General features: G+C 50.9%; 18 protein-coding genes. 16 read left to right on the forward strand and 2 right to left on the reverse strand.

The genetic code is table 11. The features are described 5' to 3' along the window. The first annotated feature begins 45 nt into the window (after positions 1-45). Positions 46-1,062, forward strand: a complete 1,017-nt coding sequence (flgA, locus tag AMM48_RS21640) for a flagellar basal body P-ring formation chaperone FlgA (RefSeq protein ID WP_102785765.1) — start codon at positions 46-48, stop codon at positions 1,060-1,062. Between the two features lie 173 nt (positions 1,063-1,235). Continuing rightward, entirely contained in the window at positions 1,236-2,009 is a 774-nt protein-coding gene (gene flgH, locus AMM48_RS21645; RefSeq protein WP_101302052.1) for a flagellar basal body L-ring protein FlgH, read from the forward strand. A gap of 293 nt (positions 2,010-2,302) precedes the next feature. Here the strand turns inward: flgH and dksA are convergent, their stop codons facing one another. Continuing rightward, positions 2,303-2,719: an RNA polymerase-binding protein DksA gene (gene dksA / locus AMM48_RS21655; RefSeq protein WP_022731875.1), complete on the reverse strand. Its 417-nt coding sequence runs from the start codon at positions 2,717-2,719 to the stop codon at positions 2,303-2,305. A gap of 150 nt (positions 2,720-2,869) precedes the next feature. After that, positions 2,870-3,313 (reverse strand): flagellar assembly protein FliX, encoded by a 444-nt coding sequence (locus tag AMM48_RS21660; protein ID WP_101302049.1) that lies wholly within the window; start codon positions 3,311-3,313, stop codon positions 2,870-2,872. 387 nt (positions 3,314-3,700) lie between these two features. Between AMM48_RS21660 and AMM48_RS21665 the strand changes: the two genes are divergently transcribed. The 14 genes from AMM48_RS21665 (at position 3,701) to AMM48_RS21730 (ending at position 20,849) form a co-directional block, all read left to right on the forward strand. Further along, positions 3,701-4,843 carry a flagellar basal body P-ring protein FlgI gene (locus AMM48_RS21665; RefSeq protein ID WP_022731873.1) on the forward strand — a complete coding sequence of 381 codons (1,143 nt, stop codon included), beginning with the start codon at positions 3,701-3,703 and terminating at the stop codon, positions 4,841-4,843. 2 nt (positions 4,844-4,845) lie between these two features. Then, positions 4,846-5,190 carry a rod-binding protein gene (locus tag AMM48_RS21670; RefSeq protein ID WP_244271342.1) on the forward strand — a complete coding sequence of 115 codons (345 nt, stop codon included), beginning with the start codon at positions 4,846-4,848 and terminating at the stop codon, positions 5,188-5,190. 4 nt (positions 5,191-5,194) lie between these two features. After that, complete coding sequence (locus AMM48_RS21675) at positions 5,195-5,656, forward strand: hypothetical protein (protein ID WP_022731871.1); 462 nt, start codon at positions 5,195-5,197, stop codon at positions 5,654-5,656. A gap of 17 nt (positions 5,657-5,673) precedes the next feature. Then, entirely contained in the window at positions 5,674-8,082 is a 2,409-nt protein-coding gene (gene flgK / locus AMM48_RS21680; protein WP_102785768.1) for a flagellar hook-associated protein FlgK, read from the forward strand. Positions 8,083-8,109: 27 nt separating this feature from the next. Further along, on the forward strand, positions 8,110-9,339 hold the full coding sequence (locus tag AMM48_RS21685; protein WP_022731869.1) for a flagellin: 1,230 nt from the start codon (positions 8,110-8,112) through the stop codon (positions 9,337-9,339). A 97-nt stretch (positions 9,340-9,436) separates the two neighbouring features. Then, on the forward strand, positions 9,437-9,907 hold the full coding sequence (gene fliW / locus AMM48_RS21690) for a flagellar assembly protein FliW (protein ID WP_022731868.1): 471 nt from the start codon (positions 9,437-9,439) through the stop codon (positions 9,905-9,907). 16 nt (positions 9,908-9,923) lie between these two features. Then, positions 9,924-12,221: a class I SAM-dependent methyltransferase gene (locus tag AMM48_RS21695; protein ID WP_158246506.1), complete on the forward strand. Its 2,298-nt coding sequence runs from the start codon at positions 9,924-9,926 to the stop codon at positions 12,219-12,221. A gap of 278 nt (positions 12,222-12,499) precedes the next feature. After that, positions 12,500-13,672, forward strand: coding sequence for a flagellin (locus tag AMM48_RS21700; protein ID WP_102785770.1), 1,173 nt, complete (start codon positions 12,500-12,502; stop codon positions 13,670-13,672). 420 nt (positions 13,673-14,092) lie between these two features. Continuing rightward, positions 14,093-15,262 carry a flagellin gene (locus AMM48_RS21705; RefSeq protein WP_102785771.1) on the forward strand — a complete coding sequence of 390 codons (1,170 nt, stop codon included), beginning with the start codon at positions 14,093-14,095 and terminating at the stop codon, positions 15,260-15,262. Positions 15,263-15,346: 84 nt separating this feature from the next. Next, positions 15,347-15,712, forward strand: coding sequence for a flagellar protein FlaG (locus tag AMM48_RS21710; protein ID WP_102785772.1), 366 nt, complete (start codon positions 15,347-15,349; stop codon positions 15,710-15,712). Positions 15,713-15,818: 106 nt separating this feature from the next. Next, complete coding sequence (gene fliD, locus AMM48_RS21715) at positions 15,819-17,591, forward strand: flagellar filament capping protein FliD (protein ID WP_102785773.1); 1,773 nt, start codon at positions 15,819-15,821, stop codon at positions 17,589-17,591. 57 nt (positions 17,592-17,648) lie between these two features. Continuing rightward, positions 17,649-18,146: a flagellar export chaperone FliS gene (gene fliS / locus AMM48_RS21720; RefSeq protein ID WP_102785774.1), complete on the forward strand. Its 498-nt coding sequence runs from the start codon at positions 17,649-17,651 to the stop codon at positions 18,144-18,146. Between the two features lie 297 nt (positions 18,147-18,443). Beyond that, complete coding sequence (locus AMM48_RS21725; RefSeq protein WP_158246507.1) at positions 18,444-20,054, forward strand: flagellar hook-length control protein FliK; 1,611 nt, start codon at positions 18,444-18,446, stop codon at positions 20,052-20,054. A gap of 21 nt (positions 20,055-20,075) precedes the next feature. Beyond that, positions 20,076-20,849, forward strand: coding sequence for a flagellar hook capping FlgD N-terminal domain-containing protein (locus AMM48_RS21730; RefSeq protein ID WP_102785776.1), 774 nt, complete (start codon positions 20,076-20,078; stop codon positions 20,847-20,849). Positions 20,850-20,917: the final 68 nt, after the last annotated feature.

Below are 20,917 nucleotides of genomic sequence, written 5' to 3' on the forward strand. Positions count from 1 at the left end.
AACTGTGTTTACGCCCTATATACAGTTCCGTGGTATAGTAGGCTCATGAATACAAAGAAAATAATCCTCACGCTTGCGATTGCGTTTCTAGCACTCGGTTCTGGACTGGGGCCTGAGATTGCCTTTGCGCAGAGTTCGCAGAACGGAAAAAGTGGCCTGTCTCGCAACAGTCAGCAGCTTGATGAAAACATCTTGCTCAAACCTGACGCGCTGGTTGACGGGCAATATGTCACGCTTGGGGATCTATTTTCCGGGATCGACCCGCAACAGGCCGACATCTCCGTGGCCCATGCCCCGCAACCAGGTAAACAGGTTGTGCTTGATTACCGCTGGCTTTATGGCATCGCGCAGCGCCACAACATAAACTGGCGCCCACGCACGACGGCCGATCAAGTCTTGATCACGCGCGCAAGCCAAGTTATCACCATGGAAGAAATTCAGGACGCTGTCGAAGATGCCCTGACGCAACACGGTGTTGAACGGCCTTTTACAGTCGATCTTTCGAGCGAGAATTTCCAGATCCACCTGTCCGTTGATGCCCAAACCACCGTTGACGTCACGGGTCTTGATATCAATAGCCGCACGAACCGCTTTGTCGCCAGCATTACGACTGGCGCACAGACTGCACAAAGACGCACATATCGCATCAGCGGCAAATATTACCCCCTTTCAAGCGTACCGGTACTGGTTGAACCCATCTCACGCGGAAGTATCATTCGGCCCGATCAGGTGGAATATCGTGATTTTCGTACAGAACGCGTTCCGTCCGGCGCGATCCGCGACATAAACGATTTGATTGGCAAGGAAGTGATCCGCCCTGCCAATCCGAATGAACCGCTTATGTTCCGTGATTTTACCAATCCCATCCTTGTTCGACGCGGCGCACTGGTCATCATTCGCCTCGTGACGGAGAACATGTCACTGACAGCACGCGGTAAAGCATTGGAAAATGGATCAAAGGGTGACGTCATCCGGGTCGTAAACCAAACAAGCAACAAGACCGTTCAGGTGGAAGTCGTCGGCGAAAATGACGTCCGCGCATTACCAGCCATGTCCCAATAAACCAGAAACAACCTGAGCCGGATACGTTTGGCACCTAATATACCTAGCAAGACCAAAGACATGGCTGAAATCAGTCTCTCTTCATCCCCATGCACGGCATCAATTTCCCAAAGGCGAACCTTCAAACTGGCACGCTGCTTGCGTAATGTTTGGCAGGAACCCAGGAGGACGACATGCCCGGAAAAAATACACACATATCATGGCGGCGTATCGCGCTTGTCTCAGGAATGATCGGCGCGACAGCCTTACTTTCTGGCTGCAACGCGATGAAACGCCTTTCTGAAGTTGGCGAACCGCCAAAACTGTCATCTATCGACAACCCGACCCAGTCAGAAGCCTATCGACCGGTCAGCCTGCCTATGCCTGCCCCACAGGTCGCGGAAAGCAACCCGAACTCCCTGTGGCGGTCGGGTGCACGGTCCTTCTTCAAGGACCAGCGCGCCAGTCAGGTCGGTGACATCCTTACCGTGGTTGTCGATATGGCCGACAGTGCAGCCTTTGCCAACACCACAAGCCGTTCGCGCACCAACAGCGAAGATCTTGCAGTGCCCAACCTGTTTGGCCTTGAAGCCGAAATGACCAAGGTCTTGCCCGAAGCGATTGACCCTTCGTCCATGTTTGACATGGATAGCGCCACGTCAAACCGTGGTGCAGGCTCATTGGATCGAAACGAAGATATCAACCTTCGTGTCGCCGCCCTTGTCATTCAGGTTCTGCCGAACGGGAACTATGTCATTCACGGCCGTCAGGAAATCCGCGTCAACAGCGAAGTCCGAGAAGTCCAGATTGCCGGCGTGATCCGGGCGGCTGATATCAGTTCGGCCAATGAAGTCGGCTACGACAAGATTGCCGAAGCTCGTATTTCTTATGGTGGACGCGGGACCATCTCCGATGTTCAGCAGCCGCGTTACGGCAGCGAAGTACTTGACATCATTCTACCATTCTAATCGACAGACATTGATCGACGGCCTGCTCCGTTCTGGGTTCCCGCAGACCGCACAAGCCCCCCCCTCAAAAGACCACCTTCGGGTGGTCTTTTTTTGCCCGAAGGCCATTATCGTAACTTGGTTTTGTAAGTTGAAAACTTGGCTGATTGTGTGAAACGAGAAAAGCCCGGCCATAAAGACCGGGCTTTTTGATTTTGGTTATCCCTAACCAGTAATCTCCCACAAGGCCATGACGTTGCATGGCATGGACCGGCATTCGCACGGTCCTTTATCTTTTTTATCACCCGGCGCGATCAATCGTCGCGACGTGTGCGCTCCATCCGTTCGTGACGTTCCTGGGCTTCGATGCTCAGGGTCGCAATTGGACGAGCTTCAAGTCTTTTCAAACTGATCGGCTCTTCGGTTTCTTCACAGTAACCATAAGATCCGTCTTCAATTCGACGCAAAGCAGCATCAATTTTTGAAATCAGCTTGCGCGCCCTGTCACGAGTACGAAGCTCAAGTGACCGATCCGTTTCCGCAGATGCGCGGTCACTCAGATCAGCTTCTTGAAGCCCGCCATCTTGCAGGTTCGCTAATGTTTCAGATGATTCATGCAGAAGTTCTGCCCGCCAGGTCAGAAGTTTCTGACGGAAATATTCGCGCTGACGCGGGTTCATGAATTCTTCGTCCTCAGCAGGACGATAGTCTGGTGGCAGAGTGATAGTCATGTATGCCCTCTATACAGGACTGTTCGATCGCGCGGCAATATAGATGCAGCACGCCAACGGTGCAAGATGATTGAACAAATAAATATGAATGAATACGAATAGCCCCAGAACTCTGGGGTTCTCAGGTGCGACACACAGGAAATTTCAGACTTAAATCAGCCCGGAAACTTCCAGTTTGGCCAGTTCGACCCGTGCACGCAGATCAATCTCGTCGAGTACGGCGGAAAGTTCCGGATCGTCGATATTTTCACGTTGCTGATCAAGCAGCCCAACCAACTGCTGCAAACGCGCACCAGACAAGGCCCCACTTAAAAGCCCGTCGCGCACGGCCTCAAGCTGTTCAAGCACGCTTTTGGCGCGCAATACGCCTGCTTTTTTGGGCGAATCAAGTGCATCACCACTTTGCTGAAGTGCGAGGAGCGCATCCAGTGCACTAACACCACTAGCACCATGAACGCTTCCCGCACCGCTGGCTTCTCCACCAGAATCGAGCGAACGCATGGCATCTGCAAAACCGCCACCACCAGACGTGCCAGACGCCTTTTTACGCGTCGCTCCGCTCGTACCGGCAGCCTTGGAACCGCTAACCTTCATGACCCGTGCCTGTCCTGTCTGTGGTAATATCTTGCATTTAACGCCGTATGACGTTTGGGTTCCAAACTGCTATATTCTGCCGAAATAAAACCCACGCCTCGATACGTTATATACGTATGAGATAGAGTCTCCCTCAATCTGGGAAACCGCGCAACGGGAAAAAAATGCCGAGTGGCTAAAACGGCTCCGCACTTTTGGTCCCCATATCTAAAAACAGTCGTAATTTTCGCCCGATAAACTCGGCAAAGACGACAGCTTACAGGTCAAGCCCGCACGAAGCGGTAGTTGGCACGATTTTCGCAAAACAGCTTACAAACGCGATTAACATGATCGATCGCACCATTTGTTGGATGCCAAGGCATCCCAAGTCGAAGCGGAACAAACAGTATGATCACAGGTCTTGGCAACATAGCACGCAAAGCGACGATCGCCGTCGCGCTGGGTATGCTCGCCCTGACGCAGATGGCCCCGGCCCATGCTCAGTCGCGCATCAAGGATATCGCCGATTTCGAAGGCGTCCGTGACAACATGCTGGTTGGTTATGGCCTTGTGGTCGGCTTGAACGGTACCGGCGATGATCTGGGCGATGCAGAATTTACCCGCCAAAGCATGGTCGCCATGCTTGAGCGTCTTGGGATCAACGTCCGCGATCAGATCGAAGATATTGACTCTGATAATATTGCCGCCGTCATGGTAACCGCAACACTGCCCCCCTTTTCCCGTCAGGGATCACGCATTGATGTCAGCATTAGTGCCATCGGCACCTCTGAAAGTCTTCAGGGCGGTACATTACTGGTAACCCCGATGGTTGGTGCAGACGGTGAAGTTTATGCCGTCGCCCAGGGCAACCTTGCAGTTGGTGGTTTCTCGGCTGGTGGCAACGCAGAAACAGTTGTCAAAGGCGTTCCAACGTCCGCACGGATCGCCAGTGGCGGCATTGTCGAACGTGAAATCGATTTCAATCTCAATTCCATGCAAGACATGTCTGTTGTTCTGCGAAATCCAGATTTCACCACCGCACGCCGCGTTTCAGATGCCATCAATGCTTATTTGGGCCAGGTTGCAGCACGCGCCAGCGATCCGGGCACTGTTCGCCTGGTCATCCCTGACAGCTACAATCAGGATGTCGTTGCACTGCTGACCGATATCGAACAGCTGCGTGTTGAGCCAGATCAGATCGCCCGCGTGGTGATTGACGAAAACACCGGCACGATTGTGATGGGTGAAAATGTCCGCATTAACCGGGTCGCAATTGCGCAAGGCAATCTGACCATTCGCGTTACTGAAACTCCTCAGGTTTCACAGCCTTCTCCGTTTTCTCAAGGCGGGAATACCGAGGTTGTGGACCGCACCAATATTGAGGTCGATGAAGGCGAAGACAACCAGCTTGGTGTCCTCAATAGCGGCGTTAGCCTGCAGGAACTGGTTAATGGCCTTAATAGCCTTGGTGTCGGACCACGCGATATGATCACCATTCTTCAGGCAATCAAAACGTCTGGCGCCCTTCAGGCTGAAATCGAGGTGATGTGATGATGGCTGATAGCTCCACTGCCCTGATGGCGCAAGCACAGGCAAGTGCACAGAACGGCGCTCAGAACAATATCTCGGCACGTGTAAACTCGCTGACCGATGGCCATATTAAATCCAAAGAAGAAGCCATCAAGTCCGGCGAAGAATTTGAATCCATGTTTCTTGGCCAGATGCTCAATCATATGTTCTCGGGCATCGAAACCAACGAAATGTTTGGTGGTGGCCATGGTGAAACGATGATGCGTTCCATGCTGGTCGAACAATATGCCCAAGAGATGACCCGTGCAGGTGGCATCGGAATTGCAGATGCTGTCACACGTGAAATCCTTAAGATCCAGGAGGGGTGAAAAAATGACCACTCAAGAGTTGATTGCAGAACTTAAAAGCGTGACATACGACCTGATGTCCCTACTGGAACGTGAAACCACGGGCCTTCGGACCATCGCACGCGATGAATACGAGCAGTTCCTGTCGGAAAAATCTGCCCTGTCGATGCAATACGAACAGATCGTCGTTAAATTGCGCGCCCGCGGCGAAGAACTTCGGGAACTACCCGAAGAAGAACGCGCGGAACTGCGTGATCTTCAGGCCGATTTTCAGGAGACCGCCCGACGCAATATGACCGTGCTTCAGGCCGCCAAGGCAACCAACGAACGTGTGGTGCAGGCCATTGTCCGTGCGGTAAACGATAAATCTAAAGACGACTGCACGACCTATAACCGCTCAGCTCAGGCCAGCAAGGCATCAATTGGCGGATATGGCCGGACCATCAACAAGACTGGTGGTTCATTCAGCGTCAATGAAACGCTTTAAGGTTAAAGGCAAATATCATGTCACTAACCCAGGCTCTTAACACAGCGATCTCAGGCCTTAACACGGCGCAAGCTCGTATTGCGATTACGTCTTCGAACATCTCGAACGTAAACACCCCGGGCTATTCAAAAAAGATCGCCGGACAGGAAACCCTTACCCTTGATGGTCAGGGAGCTGGTTCACAGGTTGCTGATATCTATCGCAACGTGAACGAGGGCCTGGTGCGTGAAATGCGTGGAGAACTGGGTAAAGCCGGCCGCGAAGAAGTCCGCTATGAATTCTTCCAGCGTATCCAGACCCTGTTTGGCACCCCGCAGTCAGATGCCGCCATCAGCCAACGCATTAATGACCTGGCAGATGCCTTTGAACAACTCGGCGTCACTCCCGATCAGAACTCGCCGCGCGTCGAAGCCATCGAGAGCGCCCTTCAAGTCATGGAATCGTTCGAGAAGCTGTCAACCCAGCTTCAGGACATGCGTGATGATATTGACGACCAGATCACCGATGAGGTCGACAACGCCAACACACTTCTGAGTGAAATCTCCGAGCTCAATACCGGTATTGTGCGCCTTAACAACCTTGACCAGCCGACGACCGAACTTGAAGATCAGCGTGATCAGAAGCTCAACAAGTTGTCTAAAATCATCGACGTCACGACGTTCAGTCGGAACGACGGTTCGATCGTAATCTATTCGGCTAATGGCGCGAACACGCTACTGGACCGCACGCCGAATAACCTGTCCTTCACCCAAACCGCAGGCTTCGAACCCGGCACGGGTGGGTCCGGCATATCACTCAGTGGTGCAGATATCACTGATACGCTGCGTACAGGCACACTGAAGGGCCTGTTTGATATGCGCGATTCGGAAATTCCCGCCCTCAATGACCAGATCAATGAACTGGCAGGCGAATTGCGCGACGCGATTAACGAAGAACATAACAAAGGCACGGCATTCCCACCGCCGACCAACCTTTCAGGTAACCGTATGGTCGCCACCAGTGACCCTTTGACAGCAACTGGGGCATTCCGGGTCGCAGCACTTGATGACGATGGTCAACTTGTCGCCGCCGATAGCTGGTCCGACATTACGCTGCCGACAACCCCGGCAACAGTGCAAGGCATCATTGACACCATTAACGGTTCCGACGCCGGTGGTTACCTCACGGCGTCTCTGATTGACAATCAACTCGTGATCGAAGGATCCGACGGCAACCGTGTCGCAATCAATGAACTTGATGGACAAATCACGACCAGTGATGGTCGCGAGCAAGGTTTTTCACATTACTTTGGTCTGAATGACTTTGTCGCCACAGTCAAACGTTCCGATACGATGACGTCCTCGGCACAAAGCAATTCTACCACAGCTCTGAATGCAACTGCGAGTTCCTTCACTATCTCCGCTGGATCAGGTGTTCTGGCTGGTGGGATCACGGTGAACTATGCCGCAACAGATTCACTTGAAGATGTGCGTGACAATATCCGTACTGCTCTTCAGGGGGCGGGCATGACTGTCGCTGCCTCAGAAGAAGCTGCCTTCATCGTGGAAGATGGCAATAGGTACCGCCTTGTGCTTGATTACACATCCAACATGACGATCACGGACGCAGGCACACTTACAGGTAAAATCGGCATGACCGAAGATCAGCCGACTCTCGCTGGTAACATGGACGTATCTGCCGCCATCCAAAACGACCCATCGCGTATTGTACGCGGCCAGATGAATGCCGATACCTATGAAACGTCAACCGCGGTCGTAGACAACGCTGCGGCCATCCCAAACCTTGGTCCGCTGGTGCCACCGCCGCTTAACTACACCCTGACCGTTAGCGGTGGCTTCACCGACGTTAACATTGACTACGACAGTACGACATCGCTTGACGATATCGCCAATGCAATCAACAACAGCGCAACACTGACCGATAACAACATCACTGCAAGTGTCGTATTTAACAGTCAACTTGGCGGTTACACGCTAAGCGTTAAAGATGCCGACGGCGACCCCTTCTATTTCAGCGATAGTGGGCTACCCAATGCAGATAGCCTCACCACCGTTCTAGGCTTGGGGATTGGCTTTGGCGTTCACGAAGGCGACAACACTTCCGCTCTAGCGCTAAGCAACACCTTTGAACGCTCCGACATCCAGTTTGAAGCCGCTGGCGGCCTCTCTGGAGAACGCACCTCGTTGACCGATTTTGCTGCTGGCATTGTTGCCACTGCGGCAACCAAGGCATCCGTGTCGCAAGGTGGTTATGAATTCCAGACAAACCTGGTGACTGACTTGAGCACACGCATCCAGAACGAAGCGGGCGTTAACCTTGACGAAGAGATGTCAGATCTTATCATCTTCCAGCGCGCCTACACCGCATCAGCCCAAGTCATAACGACGGTTGATGAAATGTTTGATGCATTGCTCAGAGCAGTTTAAACTGCGAGTTAGAAAAGTGAGGCACTCATGGTAACCCGCGTCGCAACATATACGAACCATACATTGCTTTCGGATCTCGCGCTCCGAAACGCAGCGCGCGTAACTGATCTGCAAAACCAAGCATCGAGCGGTTATAAATCACGCGACTATTCGGGCATTGCCGACAGCACCCAGCGCCTCCTTAATCTTGAGGGTGAGTATACCCGCACAGAACAGTATTTGCGCAACACGACGCAAGCTAAGCTGCGTCTTCAAAGCATGGAAACAGCTGTCGACAGCATGATAACCATTGCGACGCAAATGAAGACGCTTCTTATTCAAGCAAGTTCTGCCCTACAGGGCGACGACGTTAATATTCGCGGACAGGCTCGTCAGGCCATGGAGCAAGTCGCCAACTTGCTCAATACTAACCTTGACGGCCGGTATCTGTTTGCCGGTGGCCGCTCTGAAGAACCGGCTGTTGATCTTGATAAGATTTATGCGCCGGACAATTATATCAGCGACGCAGATGTTACTCTGACAGACGCAACTACGCTTACCTCGCTTGGCATTACATCGGGGCAAATTCAGATTGTCAGTACAGATGTCGATGGTAACAGTGTTACCAGCACTGTGAACTATAATGCCGCAACCGATGATATTGGTGACTTGCGTGACGCAATCAACAGCGTGACGACCAATGGTGCAATTGCATCTATGCGGGGCTTGGGCGGTGAAGGAGATCCACGCCTAAATATCGAAAATGTTGGAAATGGGTCGATCACCATCTCAGAAAGCGGTGTTGGCAACCTTCTTACGGTTCTGGGAATGGAAAAAATCCCCAATCCGCGGGAAGATGCAGATTATTATGACGGTGACCAACTCATCCTCAATGCGCGCGTTGATGATCAATATGAAGTGTCTTATGGTATTCTGGCCGACAATCCTGCATTCAAGAAATTGATCCAAGGACTTGGCGTTGCCGCCGGAACCGAAGATGAAGATGCTCTTGTCGTCGCGATTGGTTTTATTTCCGACGCAATTGATAATCTGCCTAACGTACAGGGACAGATTGGTCTTGATATCTCCAATATTGAACGCTTCGAAGCACGCCACGAAGACTTTAAAGTTTTTGCCGCGCAGGCGATTTCCGACATTGAAACCGTTGACGTGCCGTTGACCCTTGCTGAGTTGTCTCAGCATGAGACGGCACTCCAGGCAAGTTTCATTTCGATTTCGCGTGCTGCAGATTTATCATTGGCTAACTATTTGCGTTGATTATCTAATATAATAATTTGTATCTTTAACTGTTTTGCCTGTTCAATCACTTGCCAGTTGCACAGCTAAAACATTGGACCGTCGGAGTAAAGCGGGCATGGAAACCGAAAACGTTGCCGAGACAGAAACCCCTGAATTCGTGACTGTAGAAACACGATTCGGCGATATCGAATTCAGCTGGGAAAAAGGCATTTACATGCCTGTTGGCCTACTTGGCTTCCCGGAACATCATGTCTTTGGGCTTGCCAATATCCCGAATAGTTCGCTTGATCAGTTCAAGCTTTATCAAAGCCTGACAGATGCCAACCTGTCTTTCATCGTCGCACCATACAATATGGAAAGCGAAGTTTATGACGATAAGGATTTGATGATAGCGCATAAAAGCTTGGCTATTAATTCCGATGACATGGCCATTTTAATGGTCGTCACCATTCGTAGTGCACCGGATGGCAAAGGCATCAGGCTGTCCACTAACGTGCGCGCGCCAATTCTCGTTGATACAGGTCGTCAAGTAGCATGGCAACACGTCATGGGCAATGACCGCTACCCTGTACAAATGGACCTTTAAAAAGACTAGGCACCAAATGAACAGAAGTGAACGTCGTCGCAACGAAAAAAAGTCCACGTCAGGTTCTTCAAAATTATCGGCACGTCCCCTTCGTGCGAGCATGCCAGCACCATCTGTTGAGATACAGCAGCTTATTGCCGCAGGAAAACAGCACCATTCTAGCGGCAACCTTTCGAAGGCGTTGGAGGTGTATAAGCATATTCTGGCAATTGACCCCAAACAGCCGACGGCGCTGTACTTGGCAGGTATCGCACTTCATCAAGCTGGGCAACATGCCAAAGCAATCGAATGCTTGCAGGGTTCACTTTCGATTTTTCCCGACAACCCTGAAGCATATAACAACTTAGGTGTGGTTTTTAACACAACTGGTAATACTGCTGCGGCTGAAGAATGCTATCGTCGCGCCATAGCGTTGAAACCCAAATATGCTGCTGCCTATAAAAACCTTGGCGCGCTCCTTGCGTCCGCAGACAAACTTGACGCGGGACTTGAATGCTACCGCAAAACGGTAAGCATTGCACCAAACCACGCCGAGGGCCTCAAGGCTATTGGCGAAATTCTTATCAAACAGCAGAAATACGATCAAGCACTTGAGAGCTTTCTAAAAGCCCGGGCAATAAGCCCGACGGACGCGGATATCCTGACATCAACAGGCATCGCTCTGCAATATCTGTCGCGCCACCAGGAAGCCCTCAAACTGCACAGTCAGGCCGTTAACTTTCAGCCAGATAACGATCGCCATTGGGACGCTTTTCGTGACTGTGTCGCTGGCATGTCCTTTTCCAGCACGAGTGACGGCCTGGAACAATCATTGCTGGCACTTCTCGACAAGCAAGACATGTCGCCCGCCAGCCTGATGTTCCCAATTATCAGCGCCTTAAGGCATCGTGGTGAATTTTCGCGCCTTCTCGACAACGCTGATAAAGCAATCGTTGAAGACTTTCCAATTCAAGACGATATAAAGAGTCTTAGCCAAATAACGCTTTTCATGCGCTTGATGACAAAGGTTCCAGTAGCGGATTTACGTATAGAAAGACTGCTGACCAATCTAAGGCGCGCCCTACTTTCTCGTGCATGTTGCGGCGAACACAACGATCAAGAAATAAACTTCATATCGGTATTGGCGCAGCAATGTTTCATCAATGAATACGCCTACGCTGTTGATGCGAAAGAACAAGAACATCTGAAGAATTTGAAACAAAAGGTCGAAGGCCTCTTTGCCCAAGGAAAAACTGCTTCCAAAGACCTGTGGTTGCTGATTGCGTGCTATGAGCCGCTCAATACCATGCCATGGAAGTCGCAAATCCCGCAGACTAAAGATAACGATGAAGGCGCGGCCGTGTATCGCCTTCAGATCACAGAACCTGAGACCGAAAAGACATTACGCAAGTCAATTCCTCAGATAGCAGATATTGAGGACGCAACCTCTCAAAACGTTCGCGCTCAGTATGAGGAAAACCCTTATCCACGCTGGATTCACACTTCGCATCTAATTCCCAAACCGGTAAAGGACGTGCTTTGCGCGCCGCCGCTTTCATTCAAACTCGATGATTACACGGCACCTGAAAATCCAGAGACACTCGTTGCAGGGTGCGGGACCGGCCAACATGCAATTCAGGCCGCCTCACGATTTGTAGACACAAAGGTAACTGCCGTTGATTTAAGTCTTGGCAGTCTTTCCTATGCGCTGCGTAAAACACGTGAAGCCGGGATCAAAAATCTTGAATATATACAGGGTGATATTCTCAAACTTGACAAGATTGGCAAACAATTCGACATGATCGAATGTGGTGGTGTTCTTCACCATATGGCGGATCCGCTGGCAGGATGGAAGGTTCTGGTCGACCTCCTGCGTGATGGCGGATTGATGAAAATCGGGCTTTACAGTGAAAAAGGCCGTCCCGACATCATCGCCGCCCGTAAGTTTATTGAGCAAGGTGGCTATGGATCTTCTGCCGCAGAAATGCGTCGATGTCGGCAGGATATCGTTGCCGCTGCGGAAAAAGGCGACCCGCAACTCATACAGCTTTGCATGCGCGGTGACTTTTACAGCCTGAGTCCTTGCAGAGACTTGATCTTTCATGTTCAAGAGCATCGTTTTACAATTCCTGAAATAGCAACCGCCCTCGACAAACTAGGGTTGGAGTTCCTGGGATTTGAAACACCAACCCCACAAACACTGATCCAGTTCCGGAAAGAAAACCCGAATTGCCCGGAAAGCCTTCAACTTGATCGATGGTGCCGCTTTGAGGAACGTTTCCCTGACACATTCAGGGGCATGTACCAGTTTTGGTGTCGCAAACCTGGTAGGTAACATTTGCCGACTCTCCGCATAAAGGCAGGTTATAAATTCCCACAAGACATGACGGAAAAACATTAGATAGATCTAACGCGCCAACAAATACAACCTCTACAGCACATATGACGTAAACTGGCACACCTATTGAATGATTATCTGGCAGATAGTATACTTTTTCAGGATGGTTTCCTGAGCAACGGGCTTGAGCAACATTCCTAAGTAATTGCAAAGCCCAGTGAAACACCGGTGAATTGTGTAAACTCGCCGCACGCAACCAACGTAGGAATAGAAAGATGGCTCTTAATATTATCTCCAACTATGCCGCCAACGTTGCTCACCGTAACCTGAGCAATTCTGACGAAATGGCAACCCGTTCACTTTCGAAGCTTTCATCAGGTACACGCGTTGTTTCCGCACGCGACGATGCTGCTTCGATGGCAATTGGGGCCCGCCTGAATTCGCAGGTTGAGGCGCTCAAGACTGCAACGGTCAACGTCGGCCAGGCAAATTCCATGCTTCAGATCGCCGATGGCGGCATGTCAACCATCAACGATATTCTGACCCGCATGAAGACACTGGCCGTACAGGCAGCATCTGACAATCTGTCAACCACAGAACGCGGCTTCCTGAATGACGAGTTTCAGTCTCTGGACCAGGAAGTCAGCCGCGTTGCAGACTCCACATCTTTCAACGGTGTTCAACTGCTTTCTGGACAGACAACTTTCGGCGTTGATCCTGCTGCAGTTGGTACGAACATTGAAGCTGCAGACGGCATTGCCGCATTCACCATTAATACCGATGCAGGCCTTGTGGCTGCCGATACGATTTCGATCACCTTCGACAATGCTACTAACATTATGACCCTCACCAACACGGACCAGGCGAACTTCTCACAGTCGGTTGATTTGGACGATATTGGCGTTACCGCGTTGGCGGGCGCGCAAACTGCAGACGTGGAATTTGGTGCACTGGGTATCACCCTTACCCTGAACTCTGCATTTGCCTTCGGCACCGATATCACTGCCAACAACACCTTTGATGTTGCAACGCAGACCGGCCCGGCGGCCCTGACCTATCAGATTGGCTCCGGCAACAATGCGGCAGTTGACCGCCTTACCTTCAACTTGACGTCAGTGAGCTCGGCTGCTCTTGGTGTTGCTGCCCTTGACATTGGCACACTTGCCGGCGCTCAGGCGGCTATTACAGGTGTTGATACTGCAATTGATACATTGCAGACAGCACGCTCCAACGTCGGCGTCGGCCAGAACCGTCTTGATTTCGCGGCTAAGAATCTAGCATCTTCACAAGAGAACAATGAGGCGGCTCGCTCAACGCTGATGGATCTTGACGTTGCATCTGAAATGACCCAATTCACCTCCAAGCAGATCCTCGTTCAGTCCGGTGTGGCCATGCTGGCTCAGGCGAACCAGATGCCGCAAAACCTGCTGCGTCTTCTGCAGGGCTAACCGCCACCACGAGCGTTCTCTTTCGAATAATTATTAAAGAAGGGCTCTCGCGAGCCCTTCTTTACTTTTACCTGCACAGATAGACAGACATATAATTGTGAAGAACATTAAGTGATCATGCGTCGACCAAATCGATTCGCGAATCAGATGAGAATGAACTAAATAGCTGTAACTTTAATAACCACATTGAACCAAAACGTGATACTCGAAGCACAGAACCCGAAGTAACATACTGTTTTTATTCATTAATTTTTTATTCACTTTTTGCTAGACAACAAAACCATACATACGTATATTTCAGCGTAGAAACAAATTCGTTTCCAAGTGATCAGGAAGATCTTTTTGGAAACAGTTCTGGCGATGTTGCCAGTCCTCGAACGGCAGCAAGCTGTTCCGAGCTATCCATGTAGGAGAAATACAATGGCTCTTAATATTATTTCCAACTATGCCGCTAACGTTGCTCACCGTAACCTGAGCAATTCTGACGAAATGGCGACCCGCTCGCTGACTAAACTTTCGTCAGGTACCCGCGTTGTTTCTGCTCGCGATGATGCCGCTTCGATGGCAATCGGTGCACGTCTTAACTCACAGGTAGAAGCGCTCAAGACTGCAACGGTTAACGTTGGTCAGGCAAACTCCATGCTTCAGATCGCCGATGGTGGCATGTCGACCATCAACGACGTTCTGACTCGTATGAAAACGCTGGCCGTACAAGCAGCATCTGACAACTTGTCAACCACCGAACGCGGCTTCCTCAATGACGAGTTCCAGGCGCTCGATGCCGAGGTTTCGCGTGTAGCGGACTCAACCTCCTTCAACGGCATTCAGCTGCTTTCCGGCCAGACCACCTTTGGTGTTGACCCTGCAGCTGTTGGTACAAACATCGAAGCTGCTGATGGTATTGCGGCTTTCAAAATCAACACCGATGCTGGTCTTGTTGCTGCCGACACGATTTCGATCACCTTTGACAACGCCACGAACATCATGACCCTGACCAATACGAACCAGGCGAACTTCTCGCAGTCGGTTGATTTGGACGATGTTGGTATTACTGCCTTGGCAGGAGCTCAAACTGCCGACGTAGAATTTGGTGCACTTGGTATCACCCTTACTCTGAACTCTGCTTTTGCGTTCGGTACAGATATCACCGCCAACAACACCTTTGATGTTGCAACGCAGACCGGCCCGGCCGCCCTGACCTATCAGATCGGCTCCGGCAACAATGCCGCGGTTGACCGTCTCACCTTCAACTTGACCTCGGTCAGTTCTGCCGCACTTGGTGTTGCAGCACTTGACGTCAGCACTCTTGCAGGTGCTCAGGCATCAATAGCAGGCCTTGATACTGCGATTGATACGCTGCAGACTGCACGTTCTAACGTGGGTGTGGGTCAGAACCGTCTTGATTTCGCGGCCAAAAACTTGGCCTCGTCACAGGAAAACAACGAGGCAGCTCGTTCGACACTGATGGACCTTGATGTTGCTGCGGAAATGACCAAGTTCACTTCCAAACAGATTCTGGTTCAGTCCGGCGTGGCTATGCTGGCTCAGGCGAACCAGATGCCTCAGAACCTGCTGCGTCTCTTGCAGTAATCCGGATATCCGAGTTGGGATGAGGGTTAACCCTCATCCCATATCCGGTTTATCCTTTGCCCTAGGATGGCATAGGAGGGTCAAATGGAACTTGTTAGCACATATACTTCAAGCACCACTAAGAGCAGCAGTTCTTCTGTTCAGGCTCCTTCTGCGACGACGAGCAATGCTCCAAAACAACTTGATCTGGCAGCCGTACGGCCTCAGACCACTGACAATGGCCCAGCTTCAAAGTTTCAGCAGGCTCTTGCCAACCTTGATATTCCGGAAATTGCAAACAACGATGCGCGTGTTGAATTGAATTTCAATCAAGACACCGGACGCGTCGTGGCAAAAATCACAGATCGCGCCAGCGGTGAAATCCTGCGCGAACTTCCGTCCAAAGAACTGCAGCAGCTGTTTTCCCAGATGCGTGAATACCTCGGCAGTGTTGTGGACGAAGAAATTTAATAAGGTGATTGGGCACCAGTCGGCACGCTTCTTGCTCCAACCAATTGGTTGATGGAAATGCAAGCTTACAGCGAAGCCTACTGATAGCGCCCAGGGAGCTAAACCAATGAGTAGCTTAAACCTAAATAACATTTATGTCGGCGAAAATGGTCGCGTACAGCTATCTGGTGGGTCTTCGAATATCGACTTTGTCGATACCGTTGACCAAATGATTGCAGCACGTCGTATTCCGGCAGACAATCTTGAATCTCGTATTGAGAAAAATGACGAAAAGCTTGTCGCGCTCAAAGAGCTGCAGACGCTTATGGGAACACTTAAGGACTCGATGGCAAACCTTTATGGTGCCACGAGCTATGACAATTCTAAAAATGTCTTCGAATCAAAGCAAATCTTTGCCTCTTCCAACGGTTCGACGGCAGCGTCTCTGATCGGTGTTACCGCAACAAATGCCGCCGAGTCCGGTAGCTACACCTTCGAAATTGATCAAATTGCCAGCAACCACAAGCTTTCAAGTGACACGCAGGCTGTGGCGGCAGGCGCTGACGTTACCGGCCTTACCGGAACAGGCGAATTTACTATTACGGGTGGTACCGGCAGTGCCAGCATTACAGTAAATGCTGGTGATACACTTCAGGATATTCGAGACAAAATCAACAATGCCAAGGATAACACCGGCGTACAGGCATCTGTTATCAAAGTTTCCGCTACCGAAAGTACAATCATCTTCACGTCAACTGAAGAAGGTGTCGCCAATCGTATGTCCTTTAGCGACGATACGGGTTCGGTTCTTCAGAGTCTTGGTGTTTTGACCGATGCAACCACCATCGATGCAGCAAATGTCATTGATGATGGCAATGATGCGTTGATCAAGCTTGACGGCATTTCAGTAACCCGTGGATCAAATGAATTTTCCGATCTGATAGATGGCCTATCTATAAGCCTGTATGATGCAGAACCTGGAACAACGGTGACCATTGGCATTGAGCAGGACCTTAATCAGGCCAAAACAGCCATCCTTGATTTTGTCGAAGCTTATAATGCAGTTCAATCCTTTGTGAACGAAAAGACATTTGTCGATACGTCCACAGGAAAGGCATCTGACGATGCGATATTGCTGGGCAACTCATCCGTCAAGAGTATTGAAGCCGCATTGCAACAGATTGCTGGCTCATTTGCTGACGGCGTAACCGACCGACCGGGCAAAGACGATTATACTGTGCTTGCGGAAATTGGAATTGATTTCGTTGGCTATGGTGCAAATGCAGATCCAACACTTTCAAAAACGCTGGAAATTGACGAAACCGCTTTAAACGCAGCACTTCTGAACAATCCAGGCGAAGTGATGGACTTATTCCTATTCCGGGGCAAGTCGGATAATTCTGACGTCAGCATGACCAGTTTTAGTGGCAAGACAAGTGCCGCAACGTACGAATTTACCATTGATGCATCTGCTGGTGACATCAACAGTGTCACCTATGACAAGACGGTCAATGGCGTTACAACGTTTGGTAATGTTGCAACGATCAATAGTGGATCAAGCTTTACAACCGAAGACGGCCTTAAGTTGTTTTACGGTGGTGACAAAATGGCTGCAGACACTGCAACCATTACCACCAGCAAAGGTTTGGGATCTCAGTTCTTCTTTGAACTTGATTCCATTCTTGACGACGAAAACGGGCTTTTGTCTCAGGAAATCTCGGAAATCGAGACGCAAAATACATCTTATGGCGACAAGGTTGATAGGATTGACGAACGCCTCGCCGGACAGCGAGAAGTCCTTATGGATAAGTTCATTGCGATGGAATCTGCCCTTGCGCGAATGAAGAACATTCAGAGTTCTCTCGATGAGTTGATGGCTGCAGGCAAAGAAAACAGTTAACTTTTGTCCGCCATACATGCACACTAGCATGTCCAGCCGTAGACTAAGGAGTGTCTCATGAACGAACACGCCGCCCATACTTACAAGCAGCAGCAAGTTAATACAGCCTCACCGGCCAAGATGGTGTTCATGTTGTATGAGAAAATTTTGTCGCGCCTGCAAGAAGCCCAAAACGCAATTGAGCGTAAAGATATTCAGGCCCGTTGTAATGCGAACTCCAACGCGCAGGAACTGATCGCCCATTTGTCAAAGACCCTAGATATGGATCAAGGGGGTGAAATCGCGTTCAATCTTGAACAGCTTTATTCCCATTGTCTTATTCGGTTGATGGATGTTGATCGCCACAACGACCCTCAGGCTGCAGAAGAAGTCATCGGGCTTCTCAGGCCGATCAGAGATTCTTGGTATGTTTTGTCTGAAAAAAGTGAAGGCGAACTTCGTCAAGCGATCATGGCTGTACAGCAAGGTCAGCCGGCACAGCCGACTGGCGAAAGAAAACCGGCAGGCGATGAAACTCCGGCCCCTGCCAAGTCAACGTTGTCGATCTCGGCCTAATTAGGCTATGTAGACCGCAGACATATTAAGTAAGATTTTGAAAGCCTCCGCCATGCCGGGGGCTTTTTCTTATTGTGTCCTCTGCCCTGCTCTATCTTCCATCTCACCTATCAGACGTGTCTCACCAAACTCACACGGGCGTTTTTGCCCTGTTGGATGAAGAGCATCCGCTCGGCAAATTTTACCCCAAGGACCTAATGTGCGCTAACTCACTGAAAATATAAGGATTCTGTTAACACTTAAAACTGGCCCGCCAATTGCAAATGTTCTGACACTGTTTCGATGAGGACCGAAATTATGAACAGCTCTGCGATTACAAACAGCATTATGCCAACCGTCTCTATTCCTGGCTCCAGCGTGCAGGAAAGTGCCGGTTCTGGCTTTGGCGACGTGATGAATTCAGTCAAAGATAATTGGTCTGAACGTAACGCGCAGATCAGAAATGACGCGGCAAAATCTGCCCAGAGCAACTGGGAGAAAAGCCGCTCAGACGCAAAAGCGCATCTTCATAACAACGATGCCGCTGACGAGTACGACGCACGCAACGCGCGCCGCGACGACGAACCGCGCCATATCGACAAAGACGATCATGCCGAGGTCCGCGAACAGAAACCCGATGAACATCAAGATGTCAGCGCTGATCGCAGCGACGATACGCCGCGCGATCCGGACGCACAGGCAAGCAACGAACCCGATGCATCGGGCGATGACGCCAGCACCGCCAAAGAAACATCTTCTGATACTGCAACCAATGAAGAGAGCCAGAGTACAGGCGAAGCGACAAAAACAGACGGCGTCGCCGATAACACAGTTGTCGACCCGAATCAGCCGGTTCAGGCCGTGCCACTTCCGGGATCGCCAGAAGCACTCGCTCTTGCAAATGCCAAGGCACAGACGGTCGCAGTATCTGGTACAGCACAGAACTCAGCAGCGGCGAATAATGGTCAACCTGCCGCTGGCATGACGGCCAATGGTGCTGCTTCTGACGGCACCACCGACGGATTGATGAGCTCAACCGCACTATCGCAGCCCGCCGCTGGCGCATCGGTCAAAATGGCGATGAACGCCGCAGGTGAAGGCGATGCCACGGGAGACGAGCTGTCATCCGACAAGTTCCTCTCGCGCGTTGTTGACTCCATGAGTGGAGACGGCAAAGGCAAAACGGAAACGCCGTCAAATGCGACGACGACCAATACGGCTACAGCTGGCACCAATGCCAGCACCACACAACAGTCTGCAGGCAATCCGGCACAGGCCGCACAGCAAGCCATGGCCGCAGCGGCAGGCGCACAAGCGCCCACCAATACATCGCCCCAGCCTCAGGCGGCGACGGCTAATGGAAATACCGCCGTTACGGCAACAACAGCTACAGATGGATCGGCACAAGCGGTTAACGGGCAAGTCAACAGTACCAACAGTCTAAATCAGGCTGGCACCAACGGCCTTACAGGTCAGACAGCACGTCAGGCCCCGGCTCAGCCGGTTCAGCAGCAGGTCGCGGTTTCAATCCGCAATGCTGCGAGTGAAGGTGTCGATAAAATTTCGGTCCAGCTTCGCCCGGAACATCTGGGTCGCGTCGATGTGAAACTTGAAATCGGTCACGATGGCCGTGTTCAAGGTGTCATTCAGGCAGATACCCGTGAAACGCTGGATATGCTGCGTCAGGATTCTCGTGCATTACAGCAGGCTCTTAAAGATGCCGGCCTTAATGCAGACAGTCAAAGCTTCACCTTCGAGCACAGGAATGAAGGTGGCCAAGGTCAGGATGGCAATGGTCGATCTCAGATGACAGCCAATCAGGGCAGCAGCCCCGATGATGGCGATGTCCTGAGCGGAGCCGAACTCGCCGAACATGTTGGCATTGGCTATGGGATCAATCCCAACGGCCTTGTCGATATTCGGATATAGGAAAGGTAGAGGGACAAGCCCATGGCCATTTCATCCTTAACCAACGTTGGTCTTTCAACGAATGATACCAACGCCGCATCAAACAGCTCTGCCAATCAGCTTTCGGCGAACTTTGATACGTTCCTGACCCTGCTAACCACGCAACTTAAGAATCAGGATCCGACATCGCCAATGGAAAGTGACAAGTTCACTGACCAGTTGAGCCAGTTCGCCCAAGTTGAACAAGGTATTCAGAGCAACAAGAACCTCGAAAACCTGTTGGCCATGCAAAGTCAGCAGCGCCAGCTATCCGCTCTGTCCTATGTCGGTGCCGAAATTGAAGCTGTTGGGGATACCAACTGGCTTAAAGATGGCGGCGAGCTTAATTACAAATACAACATCTCGCCCGAAGTTCCGCGCCTGCAGCTGCAGGTTCAGGATCAGTCCGGTGCAACTGTCTACTCCGAAGAACTCACCGATGTTTCCGGCCTTCAGAGCTTCCACTGGGATGGCAAGAACAACAGCGGTGTTGCTCAAGCTGAAGGTGCATACACGCTGGTTCTCAAACCGATGGCTGCAAACGGCGATACCTTCAAAGATGAAAAAGGCAAGCCTGCCTCTACGGCGATTGGCATCATTGGCTCTGTCGACAGTGTCGACATTAATGATGACGACATTTATCTGCGCATCGGCGATGTCGCTGTACCGTTCTCGACCCTTACCAACGTTAAACTGGGCGCGAACAGTACGGATACCGGAACGGATCCGGGAACGGATGATGGTTCCGATACCGATGAACAAGACGAAGCAGCCTAAGGCCGCATTCAACTGGATTTGATGAACACCTTGTAGGTGTAGGAGAAGAAAAATGAGCCTTTTTGGTG

The organism is Thalassospira sp. GB04J01, assembly GCF_000751115.1.
In the GTDB taxonomy this organism is placed as follows: Bacteria; Pseudomonadota; Alphaproteobacteria; order Rhodospirillales; family Thalassospiraceae; genus Thalassospira; species Thalassospira lucentensis.

Coding starts and splice junctions, on each gene's coding strand:
- flgA (WP_102785765.1), top strand. CDS start 46: ATGAATACAAAGAAAATAATCCTCACGCTTGCGATTGCGTTTCTAGCA.
- flgH (WP_101302052.1), top strand. CDS start 1,236: ATGCCCGGAAAAAATACACACATATCATGGCGGCGTATCGCGCTTGTC.
- dksA (WP_022731875.1), bottom strand. CDS start 2,719: ATGACTATCACTCTGCCACCAGACTATCGTCCTGCTGAGGACGAAGAA.
- AMM48_RS21660 (WP_101302049.1), bottom strand. CDS start 3,313: ATGAAGGTTAGCGGTTCCAAGGCTGCCGGTACGAGCGGAGCGACGCGT.
- AMM48_RS21665 (WP_022731873.1), top strand. CDS start 3,701: ATGATCACAGGTCTTGGCAACATAGCACGCAAAGCGACGATCGCCGTC.
- AMM48_RS21670 (WP_244271342.1), top strand. CDS start 4,846: ATGGCTGATAGCTCCACTGCCCTGATGGCGCAAGCACAGGCAAGTGCA.
- AMM48_RS21675 (WP_022731871.1), top strand. CDS start 5,195: ATGACCACTCAAGAGTTGATTGCAGAACTTAAAAGCGTGACATACGAC.
- flgK (WP_102785768.1), top strand. CDS start 5,674: ATGTCACTAACCCAGGCTCTTAACACAGCGATCTCAGGCCTTAACACG.
- AMM48_RS21685 (WP_022731869.1), top strand. CDS start 8,110: ATGGTAACCCGCGTCGCAACATATACGAACCATACATTGCTTTCGGAT.
- fliW (WP_022731868.1), top strand. CDS start 9,437: ATGGAAACCGAAAACGTTGCCGAGACAGAAACCCCTGAATTCGTGACT.
- AMM48_RS21695 (WP_158246506.1), top strand. CDS start 9,924: ATGAACAGAAGTGAACGTCGTCGCAACGAAAAAAAGTCCACGTCAGGT.
- AMM48_RS21700 (WP_102785770.1), top strand. CDS start 12,500: ATGGCTCTTAATATTATCTCCAACTATGCCGCCAACGTTGCTCACCGT.
- AMM48_RS21705 (WP_102785771.1), top strand. CDS start 14,093: ATGGCTCTTAATATTATTTCCAACTATGCCGCTAACGTTGCTCACCGT.
- AMM48_RS21710 (WP_102785772.1), top strand. CDS start 15,347: ATGGAACTTGTTAGCACATATACTTCAAGCACCACTAAGAGCAGCAGT.
- fliD (WP_102785773.1), top strand. CDS start 15,819: ATGAGTAGCTTAAACCTAAATAACATTTATGTCGGCGAAAATGGTCGC.
- fliS (WP_102785774.1), top strand. CDS start 17,649: ATGAACGAACACGCCGCCCATACTTACAAGCAGCAGCAAGTTAATACA.
- AMM48_RS21725 (WP_158246507.1), top strand. CDS start 18,444: ATGAACAGCTCTGCGATTACAAACAGCATTATGCCAACCGTCTCTATT.
- AMM48_RS21730 (WP_102785776.1), top strand. CDS start 20,076: ATGGCCATTTCATCCTTAACCAACGTTGGTCTTTCAACGAATGATACC.